At 68.6% G+C, this 16,342-nt stretch carries 13 protein-coding genes and 1 pseudogene; 6 read left to right on the forward strand and 8 right to left on the reverse strand.

Annotated elements, in window-relative coordinates; genetic code table 11:
• Positions 1-15 precede the first annotated feature (15 nt).
• A complete protein-coding gene (locus JRI60_RS54840) occupies positions 16-1,905 on the reverse strand; it encodes an OmpA family protein (RefSeq protein WP_204222457.1) in 1,890 nt (629 codons plus the stop codon).
• A gap of 345 nt (positions 1,906-2,250) precedes the next feature.
• On the opposite strand from JRI60_RS54840, the gene JRI60_RS46165 reads away from it, so the two are divergent.
• Positions 2,251-4,593: an ATP-binding protein gene (locus tag JRI60_RS46165; protein ID WP_239470117.1), complete on the forward strand. Its 2,343-nt coding sequence runs from the start codon at positions 2,251-2,253 to the stop codon at positions 4,591-4,593.
• 74 nt (positions 4,594-4,667) lie between these two features.
• On the opposite strand, the gene JRI60_RS46170 is transcribed toward JRI60_RS46165, so the two are convergent.
• Complete coding sequence (locus tag JRI60_RS46170) at positions 4,668-6,884, reverse strand: class I SAM-dependent methyltransferase (RefSeq protein WP_204222458.1); 2,217 nt, start codon at positions 6,882-6,884, stop codon at positions 4,668-4,670.
• A gap of 95 nt (positions 6,885-6,979) precedes the next feature.
• The gene (locus JRI60_RS46175) at positions 6,980-7,174 is read right to left on the reverse strand and encodes a hypothetical protein (RefSeq protein ID WP_204222459.1); all 195 of its coding nucleotides are present in this window, start codon (positions 7,172-7,174) and stop codon (positions 6,980-6,982) included.
• Between the two features lie 345 nt (positions 7,175-7,519).
• Here JRI60_RS46175 and JRI60_RS46180 point away from each other — a divergent pair, with 345 nt between their 5' ends.
• Positions 7,520-8,425 carry a PhzF family phenazine biosynthesis isomerase gene (locus JRI60_RS46180; RefSeq protein ID WP_204222460.1) on the forward strand — a complete coding sequence of 302 codons (906 nt, stop codon included), beginning with the start codon at positions 7,520-7,522 and terminating at the stop codon, positions 8,423-8,425.
• Here the strand turns inward: JRI60_RS46180 and JRI60_RS46185 are convergent.
• Positions 8,406-9,440, reverse strand: coding sequence for a zinc-dependent alcohol dehydrogenase family protein (locus tag JRI60_RS46185; RefSeq protein ID WP_239470118.1), 1,035 nt, complete (start codon positions 9,438-9,440; stop codon positions 8,406-8,408). The genes JRI60_RS46180 and JRI60_RS46185 overlap by 20 nt on opposite strands.
• 101 nt (positions 9,441-9,541) lie before the next feature.
• Between JRI60_RS46185 and JRI60_RS46190 the strand changes: the two genes are divergently transcribed.
• Entirely contained in the window at positions 9,542-10,495 is a 954-nt protein-coding gene (locus JRI60_RS46190) for a LysR family transcriptional regulator (RefSeq protein ID WP_204222461.1), read from the forward strand.
• 96 nt (positions 10,496-10,591) lie between these two features.
• Here the strand turns inward: JRI60_RS46190 and JRI60_RS55245 are convergent.
• A pseudogene (locus tag JRI60_RS55245) lies at positions 10,592-10,909 on the reverse strand (SMI1/KNR4 family protein); the annotation flags it as partial.
• Here JRI60_RS55245 and JRI60_RS54000 point away from each other — a divergent pair.
• Both JRI60_RS54000 and JRI60_RS46200 read left to right on the forward strand, forming a co-directional pair.
• Positions 10,821-11,312, forward strand: coding sequence for a hypothetical protein (locus JRI60_RS54000; RefSeq protein WP_239470119.1), 492 nt, complete (start codon positions 10,821-10,823; stop codon positions 11,310-11,312). The pseudogene JRI60_RS55245 and the gene JRI60_RS54000 overlap by 89 nt on opposite strands.
• A gap of 125 nt (positions 11,313-11,437) precedes the next feature.
• Positions 11,438-12,160, forward strand: coding sequence for a hypothetical protein (locus tag JRI60_RS46200; protein ID WP_239470120.1), 723 nt, complete (start codon positions 11,438-11,440; stop codon positions 12,158-12,160).
• Positions 12,161-12,494: 334 nt separating this feature from the next.
• Here the strand turns inward: JRI60_RS46200 and JRI60_RS46205 are convergent, their stop codons facing one another.
• Both JRI60_RS46205 and JRI60_RS46210 read right to left on the reverse strand, forming a co-directional pair.
• Positions 12,495-13,418 carry a diiron oxygenase gene (locus tag JRI60_RS46205; RefSeq protein ID WP_204222463.1) on the reverse strand — a complete coding sequence of 308 codons (924 nt, stop codon included), beginning with the start codon at positions 13,416-13,418 and terminating at the stop codon, positions 12,495-12,497.
• Positions 13,419-13,439: 21 nt separating this feature from the next.
• Positions 13,440-14,576: a hybrid sensor histidine kinase/response regulator gene (locus JRI60_RS46210; RefSeq protein ID WP_204222464.1), complete on the reverse strand. Its 1,137-nt coding sequence runs from the start codon at positions 14,574-14,576 to the stop codon at positions 13,440-13,442.
• 169 nt (positions 14,577-14,745) lie between these two features.
• Here JRI60_RS46210 and JRI60_RS46215 point away from each other — a divergent pair, with 169 nt between their 5' ends.
• The gene (locus tag JRI60_RS46215; RefSeq protein WP_204222465.1) at positions 14,746-15,633 is read left to right on the forward strand and encodes an aldo/keto reductase; all 888 of its coding nucleotides are present in this window, start codon (positions 14,746-14,748) and stop codon (positions 15,631-15,633) included.
• 46 nt (positions 15,634-15,679) lie between these two features.
• Here JRI60_RS46215 and JRI60_RS46220 read toward each other — a convergent pair whose 3' ends face one another.
• Complete coding sequence (locus JRI60_RS46220) at positions 15,680-16,339, reverse strand: SEC-C domain-containing protein (protein WP_204222466.1); 660 nt, start codon at positions 16,337-16,339, stop codon at positions 15,680-15,682.
• Between the last annotated feature and the right edge of the window lie 3 nt (positions 16,340-16,342).

A 16,342-nucleotide genomic window follows, 5' to 3' on the forward strand; every position in this document is an offset into this window, starting at 1 on the left:
CTTCGATTCCTTCGACTACTTCAGCTCGCGCTCGGGGGTGGTGATGATGAACTCCACGCGGCGGTTGGTCGCGCGGCCCTTCTCCGTCTTGTTGGACGCGATGGGCCGGTCGGGACCGAAGCCCTTCGCCTCCAGGCGCGACGCCTCGACGCCCTTGTTCACGAGGTGGCTCTTCACCGACTCGGCCCGAGCCAGCGACAGCTTGCGGTTGGCCTCCGCGTTGCCGCGGTCGTCGGTGTGACCCTCGATGACCATGAGGTCGACCTCGGGGTGCTGGCGGAGCACCTGGGCCACCTGGTCCAGCATCTTGAAGGACCGCTTCTGGATGACGGCCTTGCCGGTGGCGAAGAACACCTGCTCCTTGATCTCCAGCTTGCCCGTCTGGATGGCCACGAGCTGCTTCTGCTGCACCGGGCAGCCCTGGTTGGTGGCCACGCCCTTCTCGGCGGGGCAGTTGTCCAGGTGGTCCGCCACGGAGTCACCGTCCGTGTCCTTCGCCGGGCAGCCGCGCAGCTCCATCAGGCCCGCCTCCGTGGGGCACCTGTCCGCGTCGTCCTCCAGGCCGTCCTTGTCCGCGTCCCTCACCGGGCAGCCCTGGCGCTCGGCCAGACCCGCCTCCGTGGGGCACTTGTCCGCGCCGTCCTCCAGGCCGTCCTTGTCCGCGTCCCTCACCGGGCAGCCCTGGCGCTCGGCCAGACCCGCCTCCGTGGGGCACTTGTCCGCGCCATCCTCCAGGCCGTCCTTGTCCGCGTCCTTCACCGGGCAGCCCTGGCGCTCGGCCGGGCCCGCCTCCATGGGACACGTGTCCGCGCCGTCCTCGATACCGTCCTTGTCCGCGTCCTTCACCGGGCAGCCCTGACGCTCGGCCGGGCCCGCCTCCATGGGACACGTGTCCTCGCCGTTCCTCACGCCATCGCCATCGTCGTCGCGCCGCGAGGCGTCCTGCCGCTCCCCACCGCCAACGGCCACGCCGAGCAACAGGCGGAAGGAGGGCGTGCCCGGGGTTTCACCGAAGCCGGGACCGCCCAGCGCATAGAGCTCGGACGACTCGCCGAGGGGAAGCCGGAGGCCGGCCAGCACCTCCAGCGACTTCGGCTCGCGCGAGAGCGGCACGCTGCCGCGCACGTTGAGCTCGCCGCGCAGCCCGTCGCCCGTGGTGGCCAGCACCGCGCCCAGGCGCACCTCGTTGCCCAGCTCGTCCTGCACCGTGCCCGCGTCACCGAGCACGACGGTGGGCCGCACCAGCGCGCCCGCCTCCACGCCAGCGCGCAGCCAGCCGAAGCTCCGGCCCACCATCACCTTGGGCGAGATGCGGACGATGCCGTCCCGCGAGAGCGTCTCCACGCTGCCCACGGGCAGCCCCACGCCCAGCTCGAGCGCCAGGTCCACCGGCGCCTCCCGCTGCTGCGCGAGCAATCCCAACCGCACGTGCGCCGTGGGCGTGGACAGACCCGTGCGAGCCGGTGCCCCGATGCCCTGGGCGCTGAGATCATCTCCACGCTGCCAGGCCACCAGCGGCAACTGCACACCCAGCTCGAGCCACCGCATCGGTGCCCAGGCCGCCAGCAGGTGCGCCGTCACCCGGTCTCCCACCACCGAGCCCAACCGAGCACCATCGCGGTACATCACCAGCGGATCATTCTCGTACTGCCCCGCGAGCGAGAGACGGAAGCCGCCTGCGGGCAGCAGCTCGCCGGTGCCCATGAGCAGAGAGCCCCTGCCGTTGGGGTTGAGCTCCAGACGCTCCAGTTCGAACTCCGGCAGGCCCGAGGGCTGCGCGAGCGCGACGGGAGCGAGCAGCATGGTGGCAACAGCGGACAGGCGCACGAATCCCGACGAACGCGTCGACGAGGGCGCGCCACGCATGGTCGTCCCCCGGTGGAAGGACGGCTTCTTGTGGCTCATGAGTTCTCCGTGTCGAGGCCCCTGCGGGTCCTGTTCCGACTGGACCGCCTCGCGGCGCTGCATCCCAGGTGGAAAGCTTGAGAAGCGCTGCTCCCCGTGCGTGTCCCGGATGTCGCCGCGTGCATACAGACACTGGAAGGCCGAGGCCTGTCCAGGAGTTGTAGAGGGTATGGTGCACGCCCGGTCGTCCCTCTGGGAGCCGCGATTGCGGGTTGCTCCGCCTCGTCCGGGTGCGGCTCGCGGTCGTGGCCTCTGTCATTCAGTGACCGCTCACTCCTACTGCCAGTACGTCCAGAGGGCAAAGAATCGTTGCCGGGCAGGCAGCAGGTGAGCACCCTGGGCACGGTGAGCACTCTGAGCACCCTGAGGCGCATCGGATGGGGTCTGGGCCTCGGGCTGATCGGGTGGGTGGTGAACCTGGCGGCCCTGGAGGTACTGCCCGGGGTGCATCTGCTGCTCGGCCCGGTCGTGGTGCTGCTCGCCGCGGTGCTGCTCGGTCCGGTAGCGGGCGGGCTGGCGGGCGCCGTATCGGGCGCGGGGACCATCTGGCTGTGGGGCCACCCGTGGGGGTGGCTCAACATGATTCTCGAGGGCGTCTTCGTGGGCGCGCTGCGTCGGCGCCTCACGCCGCTGGTGGCGGATGCCTGCTACTGGGTGCTGAGCCCGCTGTACTTCCTCCTCACCTACCGGGTGATGGAGGACATCCCCCTGGAGGCCACGCTGGTGGCGGGGGTGAAGCAGGCGGTGAACGGGCTGCTGGCGGCGCTCATCCTCCAGGTGGTGCTGTTGCTGCCCTCGGTGCGCAGGCACCTGCGAGCGCTGCTACCGCTGCCGCTGGCGGACGTGTCCATCGGACGCGCGTTCGGCTCGGCGCTCACGCTGGGGGCCATCATCCCGCTGCTGGTGGTGGGCGGGGCCGAGGGCCGTGCGCGCTACGCCACCGAGGTGCGGCAGGTGAACGAGGAGAACCTGCACGCGGCCCGGGTGGTATCCAACGAAATCGAGAGCAGCTTGCAGCACTCGCGCCATGGCGTGTTCCGGCTGGCGCGCACGCTGTCGGCGGGCCTCTCGCCGGACGGGGTGCTGCCGGGCCAGAACTTCCTCGAGGGCGAGCTGGACGCGCTCACGTCCTACTCGCCGGAGGTGGTCAACGCCTACGTGGGCAGTCCGGAGGGGGTGGCGCTCGCCTTCTCTCCCCGCACCGACGCGGCGGGCCGTCCGCTGGCGGGCACGGACTTCTCGGATCGCCCCTACGTGCGGCAGGTGCGGCAGGCCCACGAGCCCGTGGTGAGCGACGTCTTCCTGGGACGAGGAGGAGTGCAAGGGCCGCTGGTGGTGACGGCGGCGCCCATCCGCCGGGGAGAGCATTACGCGGGGTACGTGATGGCCGCGTTGGACCTGCCGAGGCTGCGCCAGAACGCGCGCACCCTGGTGCGAGACACGCCGCGGCGCATCCGGGTCGTCGACGCACGGGGAGGAGTGGTGCTCGACTCGGCCGAGGAGGGCACCGGGCAGATGCGGAGCACCGTCGGCACGCCGCTGGCGAGTGCGCTGAAGCAGGTGGGCAGTGGCGGCACGGGGACCTATGAGAACGAGCTGGACACGGTGACGCTCGTGCGCGTGGGGTCGCTGCTGCACTTCGGCATGGTCGAGGTGCCGGAGTTGGGATGGAGGGTGGTGGTGGAGCAGCCGGGAACGAGGCTGCAGCAGGACGTGGAGCGCTCCTACTTCGCGCTGCTGGGCACGGTGGGGCTGGCCACGGTGGCGGCGGTGCTGCTGGCGCTCACCTTCTCGCGCATCATCGTCTCGCCGGTGCACGGGGTGTCGCACGCGGCGGCCCGGCTCGCGGCGGGAGAGCGCACGGCGCGAGCGGCCGAGGTGGCCGAGGACTCGCCGCGCGAGCTGAGCCAGCTGGCGGAGACCTTCGACCGGATGGCCTGGCAGCTGTCGCGGCAGATGGAGGCCGTCGAGCGCACCAGCCGGGAGAAGGACGCCTTCCTCTCCATCGCGTCGCACGAGCTGAAGACGCCACTCACCGCGCTCAAGGCGCAGGTGCAGATATTGAGGCGCAAGGTGCCGGGCGAGCACGTGGAGCGGCTGGACAAAGTGAGCCAGCAGGTGGACCGGGTGACGCGGCTGGTGAACCAGTTGCTGGACGCCTCGCAGCTGGGCCTGGAGCAGCTGCCACTGGAGCGCGCGCGGTTGGACCTGGGCGAGGTGGTGCGGCGGGTGGCGGACGCCCTGGTGAGCGCCTCGCCGCTGCACACGCTGGAGCTCGAGGTGTGCCCGCTGGTGGGCGAATTCGACGAGCTGCGAATGGAGCAGGTGCTGCACAACCTGGTGTCCAACGCCATCAAGTACAGCCCGACGGGAGGAACCATCGAGGTGTACACCCGGGTGCAGCCGGGCAACGAGGCGGAGGTGGTGGTGGCCGACCGGGGAATCGGCCTGCGAGTGCATGACGAGGAGCAGCTCTTCGGGCGCTTCGAGCGAGGAGATCGGCGTGAGCTGACCGGCATCTCGGGCATTGGGGTGGGGCTGTACGTGTCGAGGGAGATCATCCGCCGTCACGGGGGGCGCATCTCGTTGCGCCCGCGCGAGGGGGGAGGAGCGGTGGCCACGGTAAGACTCCCGTTGAGCGGGAAACCGGAGCACGACCACCACGCCCCCCACCGGACCGAGCACTGAACGAGTTACGCATGCACCCTCTCCCCCTGGGAGAGGGCGGGGGGTGAGGGTAATTCAGTCCCCGGGTTCGCCTCTCAACCCAATACGCCCAGAGCGTGAGCCAACCGCCAGGCGACCACCAGCAGGTGCGCGTCCTGAACCCCATCGAGCTGGCTGATGAGGACCTCGAGCGGCATCCAGTGCAGACGCGGGTCATGAGCGGAAGCCGCCTCGACCTCCACGGCGAAGGGCCAGACCAGCTCGGGGGTGACACCTGGAGTCGTGTGGTACGAGCCGCCGAGCTCCCAGGTATGGCGGACGGAGACGGCGAACTCCTCGCGAAGACGCTCGGCGATGAAGGAGGGCACCTGACCGAGGTGGGTGAGCGTCCGGGGAAGCCGCCAGGCCGGAGACACGGCGATGCGGGCGCTGCCCGTGAAGTGCTGCACCACCGGCAGCTCGCGGTGCTCGATGCCCACGCGGATGCCCTCGCGCGTCCGAACCACCGGGAGCGCCACCGTGGTGTTGCGACTCACCTCGCCGCGGGGCACGAGATACTCGCGCGGCACGCTGGCCAGCACGCGGCCCTCGGCGTCGCGCTCGGAGAAGGTGCCGGTGCACAGGTCCAGATAGCCGATGGCACCCTCCTCATGGGGAGAGAAGCCCACGTGGCGCGCGGGAGCCAGCGCATCCTCGGCCCACGCCGGCCCACCGGACTGCTCGGCGAGCTGGATGGAGGCGCCGATCCACGGCCCCGGAGAGGTCCCCAGGTGGCGCAGCAGACGGTGGATGTTGAGCTCCAACCGGGCGTCCACCATGCCGCCCACGTGGCAGGCGCGGAGCACCTGGCGCGCATCCAGCTCGCGCACCGAGCCGGAGCTGGTGAAGGGGCTGTAGTCGGGGACGGGAAGACCGGAGGACGGAGCCACCTCCACCAGGTACGCGGACACGCGCTCGCTCACCCCGCCGGGCGAGGTGAAGTAGCGCAAGGGCTCTCCGAGGGCGCGGATGCTGTCGGCGGGGAGTCCGGCCCGCTCGTGCAGGATGCGCGTGATGGCCTTGTCCGGCGGCTCACCGGCGTGGGTGATGGCGGCGAGGGGCTCGGTGATGTAGCCGGACAGCGCCGCGCCTCCGAGGTTGGGATGATCCGCGCAGGCGTTGACGATGGGCCGGGGGAAGCCCTTCTTGGCCAGCACGAACACCTGCCCGTCCTGGCGGAACCAGGGCAGCAGATCCAACGTGCGCCCGGGGCGCTCCACCAGCTCCCAGACGCGGCCGGACTCCTCGTGACGCCAGGCACTGAGGGACAGGAAACGAGGCGTGGCGAGGGGCTCGCTGCGCTCCTCGCGCAGCTCCACGCCCGCGCCGGGGGGCACCTTCTCTCCCACGATGAGGTAGTTGGTGGCTGGGAACGGCAGCGGCCGGCCGTCGACATCGCTCAGGTGGAAGCGGCCCTCGTAGCGATTGGCGATGATCCACGGGTTGCGGATGGGCATCGAGCTGAGGATGCGCAGCCCGCGGCGGCGGAAGGCGGACTCGAACTGGGACTGGGAGAAGTAGGTGTACTCCTCGAGCAGCTCCACGTCCCAGTCGGTGCGGTAATCCTTGCGGAGGATGAACTCGTTGGCGGCGCGCAGGGCGAGCCGGTAACGGACGTGTCCCGCGTGGGGCGAAACGAGCCGCGTATGAGGCACGGGGCCGTCGCGGTTGACGCTGCAGCGGAAGCCGCGCGCGAAGCGCTCGAAGAGCGCGGCGGTGGAGAGCTCCGGGACGAGCCCCTCGGCAGCACCATCCGTCGTGGGCAGGTCGAGGAACACCTCCGAGGGCCCATCGGGGATGAGGAAGTCGCGGATGATGATGACGCCGCCGGTGCGCAGCGCGCGCACCTGGTTGTCCAGACACTCCTCCAGGCGGGCGAGCGAGAAGGAATTGAAGCTGGTGACGTGGTGGAGCACCGACGAGTCGAGCACACCATCGAGCGACTCCGGCGGGAAGACCGGGTCGGCGATGTCACCCACGACGAAGCGGAGGTTGGAGCGCTGATAGGACTCGGCGGCCATCTTCACGGACACCGGGTTGATGTCGACGCCGACCAGCTCCAGACCGCTGTAGAGACAGGCGAGGTCATGGGTGCCACGACCCGAGCCGCTGCCCATGTCGGCCACGCGGCCGCGCGTGGGGAAGTGGGCGGTGGTGAGGGCCACCTTCTGCTGCATGGAGGCATCCATGCCAGCGAAGTAGGTGGCGTAGTGGTCCGCGTTGCCGCGGTGCTGGGCCGCGTAGGATTCCGCCGTGCTCGTCTTGGGGGCCATCGAGGCACCAGTCTACCGCGACAGGCCCGCTCCAGGAGAGTGACGTGTCGGGGCCGCCCGCTCGAACGGCTAGGCGCGCCTCCGCTCCAGCGAGCTCACGGTTGGGGGCGCCACCACAGTCCTTTCAAACCCGCCTTGTCACAGGCCTGCTTCGCCTCTTCCGTGAAGCAGTAGAAGGTCAGCTCGGGAACACAGAAGACCGGCGGGAACCCGCCGTCCGGTGCGCGCAGCGCGAGGTGCTGGGCCTCTTCCATCCCCAGGTAGCTCACGTCGGCCTGTTGGAATGGCACACCATTGAAGTGGCGCCGTCGTCAGACACTTCGTGCCACGCAGTTCCGCCGGGAGTGTCCGGATGTTCGCGCCATCGCCGTGGTCGATGGATCCGCTCTGAACGGCCATCACGCCTCCTCACAGAACCCGGGCACGAAGCCGGTCAGAGGAGAGCAAAGCAAGAAATAACGCGGGCAGGCAAGCGACCCTCCGTCGCGCGGACGTGCGCGAGCATGAGCTCGCCGAGTACCGGGAAACGGGTTGGTTCCGGCGACTCGAGGCCGCCGGAGTAACCTACAGTCGCGCTTCGCCTTCAAAGCGGCCAGGGAGCCGCCATGCCGGGGAGCACCCACGTGACCGCTGTCGTGTCTGCCGAAGCCCGCTATGCCCGCGCCTTCATCTCCAGCGACGCGCGCGGCGGCAACGCCACCTGGGTATTGCCGGTCGGGATGGAGCCAGGTGCCGCGGCGGCGGCGGTCGACACAGCCCGGGCACTTGCCCGTGAGACCGGTATCGAGGTGACACTCGAAGCCGCGGGCAGGGACTTCCGGTTCATCGCGCCGGATGGAGAGCTGAGCCTGTGCCTCCACGGGCTGTTGGGCGGACTGGCGCTCGCCCGAAACGAGGGGCGCATCCCCGAAGAGAGGCGGGCCGTGACGGTGACGACCCCGTCTGGTGAGCTCACGGCCCGAGTCGAGGCGGTGGATGCAACCTCCTTCGAGGTCTCGGTGGAGTTGGGAAGGCAGCACCTGGTCCCGGTGGAGATAGGACAGGAGCTGCGAGCGGCACTGGCCGCGGCCCTGGGGCTCACGCCGGGCGACATGCCCGAGCGGCTGTGGAACGCGGGCGGGGCGCGTCTGAAGACCTTGATTCCGCTCGGGAGGCGTGAGCGGCTGACGGCGGTGAACGTGAATCCCGCGGCCGTCGAGCGCATCGCCTCCCAGCTGGGCTGCACCGGCCTCTATGCCTTCGTCGTCGAGCGTGCGGACGCGACCCGTGCGCACCTCGCCGTGCGGCAGTTCCCGGCTGGCATCGGCATCGTCGAGGATCCGGCCACGGGGGGTTCCGCCGCCGCCCCCGCCCTATGGCTCAGGCGGGAGGGAGGGCATTCCAGGCTCGCGCACCTGACCCTCGCACAAGGCGAAGACATGGGACGGCCGTGCCGTCTGGTCGTGGAGCACACAGGCGATGATGACGCGACCGGCTGGCGGGTGGGGGGCCGCGTCGTTCTGGAGCCGTCTCCCCCCAACATCAGGAGCGGACACGGATGACGAGCTTGCCAAAGGGCCCGCGGTCCAGGTGCTCCAGTGCCTTCGGGAACTCGGCGAGGGGATAGACCGCATCGACGACTGGCGCGAGCTCGAGCTGGTCCACCGCGCGCACCAGGTTCTCCAGACCCCGCCGGTGGCCGACGAAGATGCCCTGGAGAACGCCTTGCGACTGGAAGAGCGGCAGCACCGGGAAGCGGGCCTCGAATCCCTCCAGCACGCCAATCAGGGAGATGCGCCCACCAGACGCAATGGCATTGGCCGAGCGGGCGAGGTTGTCTCCACCCACCACCTCCAGGATGTGGTCGGCGCCCTGCCCTCCCGTGAGCTCGAGCACCGCCTTCGCCCAGTCGGGCGTGTGGCCGCGATGGATGCCATGTGCCGCGCCCAGTTCCCTGGCGCGGGAGAGCTTGCCCTCATCACCGGAGAGCACGATGACCCGCGCCCCCATGGCCGACGCGAGCTGTAGCGCGAACAGGGATACGCCGCCCGTGCCCTGGGTCACCACCGTCTGCCCTGGACGCAGTGCACCCAGCTCCACCAGCGCGGTCCAGGCCGTGAGTCCAGCGCACGGCAGCGTGCTCGCCCGCACGTCATCCAACGTCTTGGGGGAGGCAACCAGCCAGCTCTCGGGCATGACCACGTACTCGGCCAGGACGCCGGGCACGCTGCCGCCCAGGCTTCGCACCTGCCGGGGCGTCGGGCCCTCCACCCAGTCGGTCTGGAAGTTGGCGATGACCCGCGCTCCCTCCTGGAAGCGCCGCACACCCGCCCCGGTGGCGACGACCTCCCCCGCCATATCGGAGGTGGGGACGAACGGCAGGGGCATGTTCGAATAGCCGCCACCGTCCAGGAAGAGCTTCTCGCGGTAGTTGAGCGACACGGCCGAGACACGGACCAGTACCTCGCCCGGCCCCGGCTTCGGGATCGCCACGTCCGCCAGCTCCAGATGCGCCCGACCGGGCTGCCGCAACTGCCAACGCTTCATCGTGCCGCTCATCGTCTGCTCCGTGCTCATGCGTGAAAGTGACACAGGAGATATAGAGACGAGTCTCATTCGCCAGTGGAGACACTTCCTCCACTCACTGTGGACACGAAGTCGCCAATTGGAGCGCAGTCATGACGGATCGCCTCAGCGGAGTCCTCTCGTTCGTGCAGGCCGCCGAAGCCGGGAGCTTCGCGCTCGCCGCCCAGCGCATGGGCCTGTCGCGCTCGGCCATCGGCAAGAGCATTGCCCGACTGGAGGAGCGGCTGGGAACGCGCCTGTTCCAGCGAACCACACGCCGGCAGAGCCTCACCGATGATGGGCAGGCCTTCTACGAGCGCTGTGTGCGCGCGCTGGCGGAACTGGAGGCCGCCGAGGCGGAGCTGGACTCCGGCCGCCGTGCCCCCACCGGCCGCTTGCGCGTGAGTGCGCCGGTGATGTTCGGCCGGCACTGCGCGGCGCCGCTCCTCTGGGACCTGGCCCGCCAGCATTCCGGGCTGGAGGTGGAGATCTCCTTCAGCGACCGCGTGGTCGACCTCATCGAGGATGGCTACGACATGGCGGTCCGCGTCGCGCCCCTGGCGGACCAGGCCGGCCTGACGGCCCGCCGGCTGGGAGTCCAGGAGATGGTGGTCTGCGCCGCGCCTTCCTACCTCGCCAGGCACGGCCGTCCCACCACACTCGGGGAACTGGACGGTCACGAGGCCGTCATCTACGGGCGCAATGGCATTTCCAAACCCTGGCGGTTTCCGGATGGACAGGGCGGCGAGAAGCTCGTGTCCGTTCCCTCGCGCCTGCGCTTCGACGACGTGGAGACCATCGCCGACGCGGCGGCGCAGGGGGCGGGGCTGGCGTGGCTTCCGTGCTGGCTCGTCGCGGAGCGCGTGCGCGGCGGACAGCTCGTCATCGTCCTGGAACAGGAGCACCGCTACGGCAATGAAATCTACGCCGTCTGGCCGCAGAACAAGCACCTGCCCTCGAAGGTGCGCGCCGCCATCGACATGCTCGTCGCGCGCATCCCGGAGCGGCTGTCGAGCGCCACCCGCCCGGTCAAGGCATCCGCCAGGCCTCACCCGCGCCGCGGTTGACATCCGCGATGGGCGTGGAAGGGCTGGACGGCTCCCTCTGGCATCGATCTGGTCCAGGGACATGAGCGACAACCCGATGACGAGACCGACGCACGCTTCATCCCGCTGCCCGTCGTGAAGCAGGTACGACTCGCGGAAGTCCTCGGGCAGGCGGTGCCCGAGCCGCTCCTCGAGCGCCACGAGCCAAGCCTCCGTCGCCCCCGGATTCAAGCTGGCGACCACTTCAGGGGCATAGTCCTGGTACCAGGCCCGCGGGCTCCTCCCTTGGCCGGGCTCGACGAGACGCACCGCCAGTGTCGCATCAATGACTGATAGCATGACCGCCATGCGCTGCCGCATCCCCCTACCGCTCTTGTGGGCACTCATGACCTGGCCCGCAGTGGCACAGGTCATACCTCCTGCCCATCTCACCATCGTCGCACCTGTTCCCCCGGGGACGGACTCGGAGAAGGCGCACCTCCTGTCCTTGCTCCTCAAGGGCGATATCGACGCAGCCATTTCCTACTGGGGAGTGGCCAACCTGGGGAAGCAGACTCCCGCATGGCTCCTGGCTCTGAAGACGAGCTACGATGCGCGCAGACAGGTCGCGGGTCAGTGCCAACCCGTGGCCCGCGACATTCATGCCGCCTTCACTAGGTTTGGTGGCAAGCCGCAGTTCGTGGAACTGACGGCAAGAAAAGGAGGGCAAGCCGCCTACATTGTCTTCAGAAATGACAAGGGCAGGGATCTCATGGTGTCAGACAATGGCTACCATGTGGCCGTGAGGATAGAAGGATTTGCTTACGATGCGTATACCGGCGCCCAAGGTCTCCCGTGAAAGGTGTACCTGGACAGACTCGGTTCCGTGCTGAAGATTCATGAGAAGGTCATAGAGGCCTTGCCGGAAGCAATTCCATGAGCCCTCAGACAGATCTTCCAGCTGCGCCGAGGCAGGCCGTCCCGTTGCTCGATGTACTGCTGCGCATTCGTCAGGATGTACAGGAGAAGCGCACGGGGCCCTATATCTATATCGGCATGGCGGATGTTGCTCGGCTCTCCACGTTTTGCGTCGGCTACACGCAATGCATGTCCAGCCTGGGAGTGCACGAGGGCAGCGATGTCCTCTTCCACGACTGGCTGGAGATTCTCACGAATCCACAGCGCGGCAGAGCCTGGGACGGCAGGTTCCTGGACGAATGCGGTGGCGATCACGAACGCGCTGTAAGGAAGTACCTTGACCGCGTCGCGGAGTTCCGATCGCTCTCCCCCGAGGTGCTGGCTGCCATTCCATACCATGGGGAAGGGGAGCATCCCTGGAACGAGCTGCCTTCCCTGCGCCCCACCACCCCTCCTGTTTCCACCCTCGACATGCTGCTGGAGGCTCGCCAGGCGATTGGCGATGTGGAGGGGCGCCTGGCCATGCTCATCGGCGACATCAAGGTACAGCGCATGGCGGGACTCATTGACGGCTATCGGCTGTGCCTGGAGTTATCGGGCACCCAGGACAAGGAGTACGCTCGGTTCGAACAGTGGCTCCACCAGGAGAAGGAACTCCCCCCATCGCAGACCTGGGAGCAACCCCTGCTCAGAGCCAGCCACGGAGCTCACGAGAAGGCCATCCGCGGGCTCCTTGATGCTGCTGCCGAATTCGTCAGGCGCTCCCGAACACCCTTCCCGGCGGTCTAGTGGAGTGTCCGACAAGTCTTTCAACATAGTCGCGGAGCGAGAACGAGGCGGTCTCCGGGCGCGAGTTCAAGCAACTGGTCCGATGGTCAGACCAGTTCGAGCAGCGCGCGATCGGAAGGTGCCTCTGGGGCGGTTTCTGGCTCGAAGGCGCACTACCTTCGGTATCGTCTCCGCGAGTTGGGTAGGCCGCCGAGCAGCCGGCGTTCTCCTCGATGTGGTGCTGCGCCGATGTCTCTCCCGACTATGTTGAAAAACTTGTCGGACACTCCACTAGGGTGCTCACAACCAGGCCTTTCAAACCCGATGGGGGGCGAATCTCCGAGAGTGGGAGCGCTCAGTTGCAGTAGTACTGGGGGGCGAGCTCCAGGACGCGCTGCTCGGCGGCCGGAGAGAGCGCGCGCAGGCGGGAGAGGAAGAGGGGCGTCTTCATCCCCATGCCAATGAAGGTCCAGACATACGAGCGCTCCTGGGCCGCGAGGATCTCGCTCCGCTCGCTCTCCGTGAGCGTACGTCCGATGGCCTTCTCGAAGGTCTGGAGATCCAACTCGAGCTGCCGCGACAGGGTGCCCCGAAGCGCTCCGAGGATCTCCGCGTATTCATTCATGGCCGAGTCCAGTGTCTCGGGCGCCCGCGCGAGGATCTTCTGGGCCTCCAGGTAGTCGAGGCGGGCGTGTTGCGCCTCCTCGAGCCAGTGGTGCTTGAGCATGTTGCAGAACACCGGGTCGAGCGCCTCCCGCTCATTGTTGCGGATGGTCTCCACGTAGTGCTGCTGCGTCATGAGCTCCATGTGCAGATTGAAGATCAGCACGGCGAGATGAGACTTCGACATGATGGCCCTGGCCACCTGGACGTGATTGTCCAGAAGGGCCGGTGCCACATTGAACCCACGCGCGAACATGTCCGTGTACCGGGCGAAGAGCTGCTGGTGCTTGATCTCCTCCTCGGTGAAACGCAGGAGCGCGCGCATGTGTGTCGAGTTCCCATGCAGCTCGAGGCCGGCACGCTGCGACATGAGCGCGACGACGTACTCCTCCAGGAACAGGAACAGGTGGGCGTAGCTGTTCGAGCGGATCTGATTGAGCGCCAGTTTCTCCCCGGCGCTCAAGCAGCTGATCGACTCCGTCCCCGTCAACGCGTCCGAGAGGATTCTCCGGCTGAAATCGATGACGGTGTCCCTGGGCAACAGCTCATCGACCCGCCACGACACACGCTCGGAGTTCTGGATACAGGATTGATACTCGGAGTCTTGATTGAGCATGATTCAGATGAGCAATCTTCTTCACTCCGTGTCAAGTCGTGGGCCTGGAGCGTCTTGCCCCGCTTCGTCCCCGGCGAGACAGGGCAGCCGCACCGTGAAGGTGGTGCCGTGCCCCAGGGTGCTGCGCACCGACAGCGAGCCCCCCAGCGCCCGCGTCAGCTCCCGGGTGAGCACCAGCCCCAGCGTGCCGCTGCCTCCCTTGTGTGGCTTCTCGAAGAGCAGGGGCAACTGGTCCTCGGGAAGACCTCCGCCCGTGTCCTCGACGATGAAGACGGCTTCGTGGCCCTCGGCGCACGCGGTGAGCGAGATGCGTCCGGACTCGGTGGAGCTGGCCGCGTGGGACAGCAGGTGGAGCAGCACCTGGCGCAGCCTCAGCTCGTCCGTCCGCAGCATGTACACCTGCTCGGTGAGCTGGGTGGTGAGCTCGACGTCCTTGCCCTCGAGCTGCTCGCGCACCGTGTCGGCACACTCCTCGGCCAGCTCCCGGAAGTTCAACAGCTCCCGCACCACCTGCATCCGCCCCGCATCGAGCTCGAGCAGCTCCAGGACATCGTTGATGAGCGCGAGCAGCCCCTGGGCGCTCTTCTTGACCATGGTCAGGTCCCGCTGCCCGCGCGGTGTCAGGCGGCCTCCCTCCTCGAGCAGCAGGAGCTCGCAGTAGCCGATGATGCCGTTGAGGGGGGAGCGGATGTCGTGGTTGAGGCTGGCCAGGAACTCGCTCCTGCGCTGGCGCCGCACCTCGTCCCACTGATACTGGCGGCACTCGACGGCCCGCCGCACCTCGCGCTGGACTTCCAGCACCACCTGCGCCAGCCGCCCCAGCTCCAGGTAGCCGTGTGCCCCCGCCGTCAGGGCCGCCTGCATCTCCGCCTCGTCCCACCGCGCCGTGAGAACGAGGAAGCCCAGCGCGGGCATCTGCTCGCGCAAGAGCGGCGCCACCTCCTGGAAGCCCAGCCCCGCCAGCTCCGCCCCACACACGACCAGCTCCCACGGACGCTCCAGCGCCGCCTTCAGCGACTCCGGCGTGCTCACCCGCTCCGAGCAGACCTCCAGCCCCGCTGCCCGCAGCCGCTCCAACACCTGCCGTGTCTCGCCCTCGCCCGCCACGAAGAGCAGGCGCGCGGCGTCCCCCTGCCCCTCCCTCTCCGGACTGTTCATCCCTCAGCGCCTCCTGGATACGACCGTCGCGAGCAGACCGCGATGTGCACGCCGGGTCCAGCGCCCGGCGGGGAAGATGACCTCTTGTGGACCGCCGTACTTCTTTTCCTCAACACGGCGGCCGGGCCCACGTTAATCGTTGCGCTACCACACCCGCAGAGGACGACACATGGCGCAGACGAGCGCGAGGGCGAGCGGCACATTCAAGATTGGCGGCGACCTGGAGGTGTACCGGCTGGGGTTCGGCGCGATGCGCATCACCGGCGCGGGTATCTGGGGACCCCCGGAGGACCCCGCGGAGGCCCGGAGGACCGTCAAGCGCGTGCCCGAGCTGGGTATCAACTTCATCGACACCGCGGACAGCTACGGCCCGCACGTGAGCGAGGAGCTGCTCGCGGAGGTGCTGGCTCCCTACCCAAAGGGCATGGTCATCGCCACGAAGGGAGGCCTCACCCGTCACGGGCCCAACATCTGGCCTCCCCTCGGGCGGCCCGAGTACCTGCGCCAGTGCGTGTTGATGAGCCTGCGCCGGCTCAAGCAGGAGCGCATCGACCTCTGGCAGTTGCACCGCATCGACCCGAAGGTGCCGCGCGACGAACAGTTCGGCGTCATGGCGGACATGCAGCGCGAGGGCCTCATCCGGCACCTGGGCCTGAGCGAGGTGAACGTCGAGGAGGTCAAGGCCGCCGGCCGCTTCTTCAAGGTGGCGACGGTGCAGAACCTCTACAACCTGGCGAACCGTCAGAGTGAAGAGGTGCTCGACTACTGCGCCGCGCAAGGCATCGGGTTCATCCCCTGGTACCCCCTGGCCGCGGGAAGCCTCGCGGCTCCCGGCGGCCCGCTCGACACCCTCGCGAAGAAGCTCTCCGCCTCGCCCTCGCAGGTGGCGCTCGCGTGGGTGCTCCAGCGCAGCCCGGTCATGCTCCCCATCCCCGGGACGGGCAAGGTCCGCCACCTCGAGGAGAACACCGCGGCCGCCGGCATCACGCTCTCCGACGACGACTTCCGCGCGCTCGATGCCCAGGGACGCCAGGCGTGGCAGCAGAGCCGGCGGTAGGGCGAGACCCTATCGGAACAGGGCGGGCCCGGGACTCCGGGTGCCCTCAGGCCCACCCGCGCCGCGCGTCAGCCACCGGACCCAGGACCCGATCCAGGAAGGCCTCCGCGCGTTCGCGGCGCGCCATCCACTCGTCCACCTGCCCCATCATCAACCACGACACCAGTCCGAGCTCCTCGTGCGAATACGGCGGCGTCGGCGGTGCGCTCACCAGCTCCATCACCGCCGCGGCCAGCGCGCGACGCTCGTCCTCCGTGCGCTCCGGCGACATCAGCTCCCGCCGCAGCACCTCGTCCATCCGCGCCAGGCGCTCGGCGGAGAGCAGCTTCGGAGCGCAGCGCTCGAACAGCAGCGCATGCCGCTCGTCGGTGTCCTCCACCTCCTCCATGACACGGCCGATGTGCCGCTCCACGGGCGGAACGAGCTGCTCCCAGGACCAGCGCAGCGAGCCCAGCGGCCCGCCCTCCCGGAACATCCTCCGCAGCAGCACCATGCCCTCGGAGATCAACCGGGCGGCATCCGGAGAGACCATCACCTCCTGGACCCGGAGATAGGCCTCGGTGGTGACCGGATCCAACCCGGGCGGAGGCGGCAGGTGCACCACTCCCTGCCCCTGGACCCGCGAGACACTCCGGTCGACGCTCCGACAGCACCGCTTGTACTTCTGCCCACTGCCGCAGGGACAAGGCGCATTGCGAGGGTTCATATC

Source organism: Archangium violaceum, from assembly GCF_016887565.1.
Taxonomy (GTDB): domain Bacteria; phylum Myxococcota; class Myxococcia; order Myxococcales; family Myxococcaceae; genus Archangium; species Archangium violaceum_B.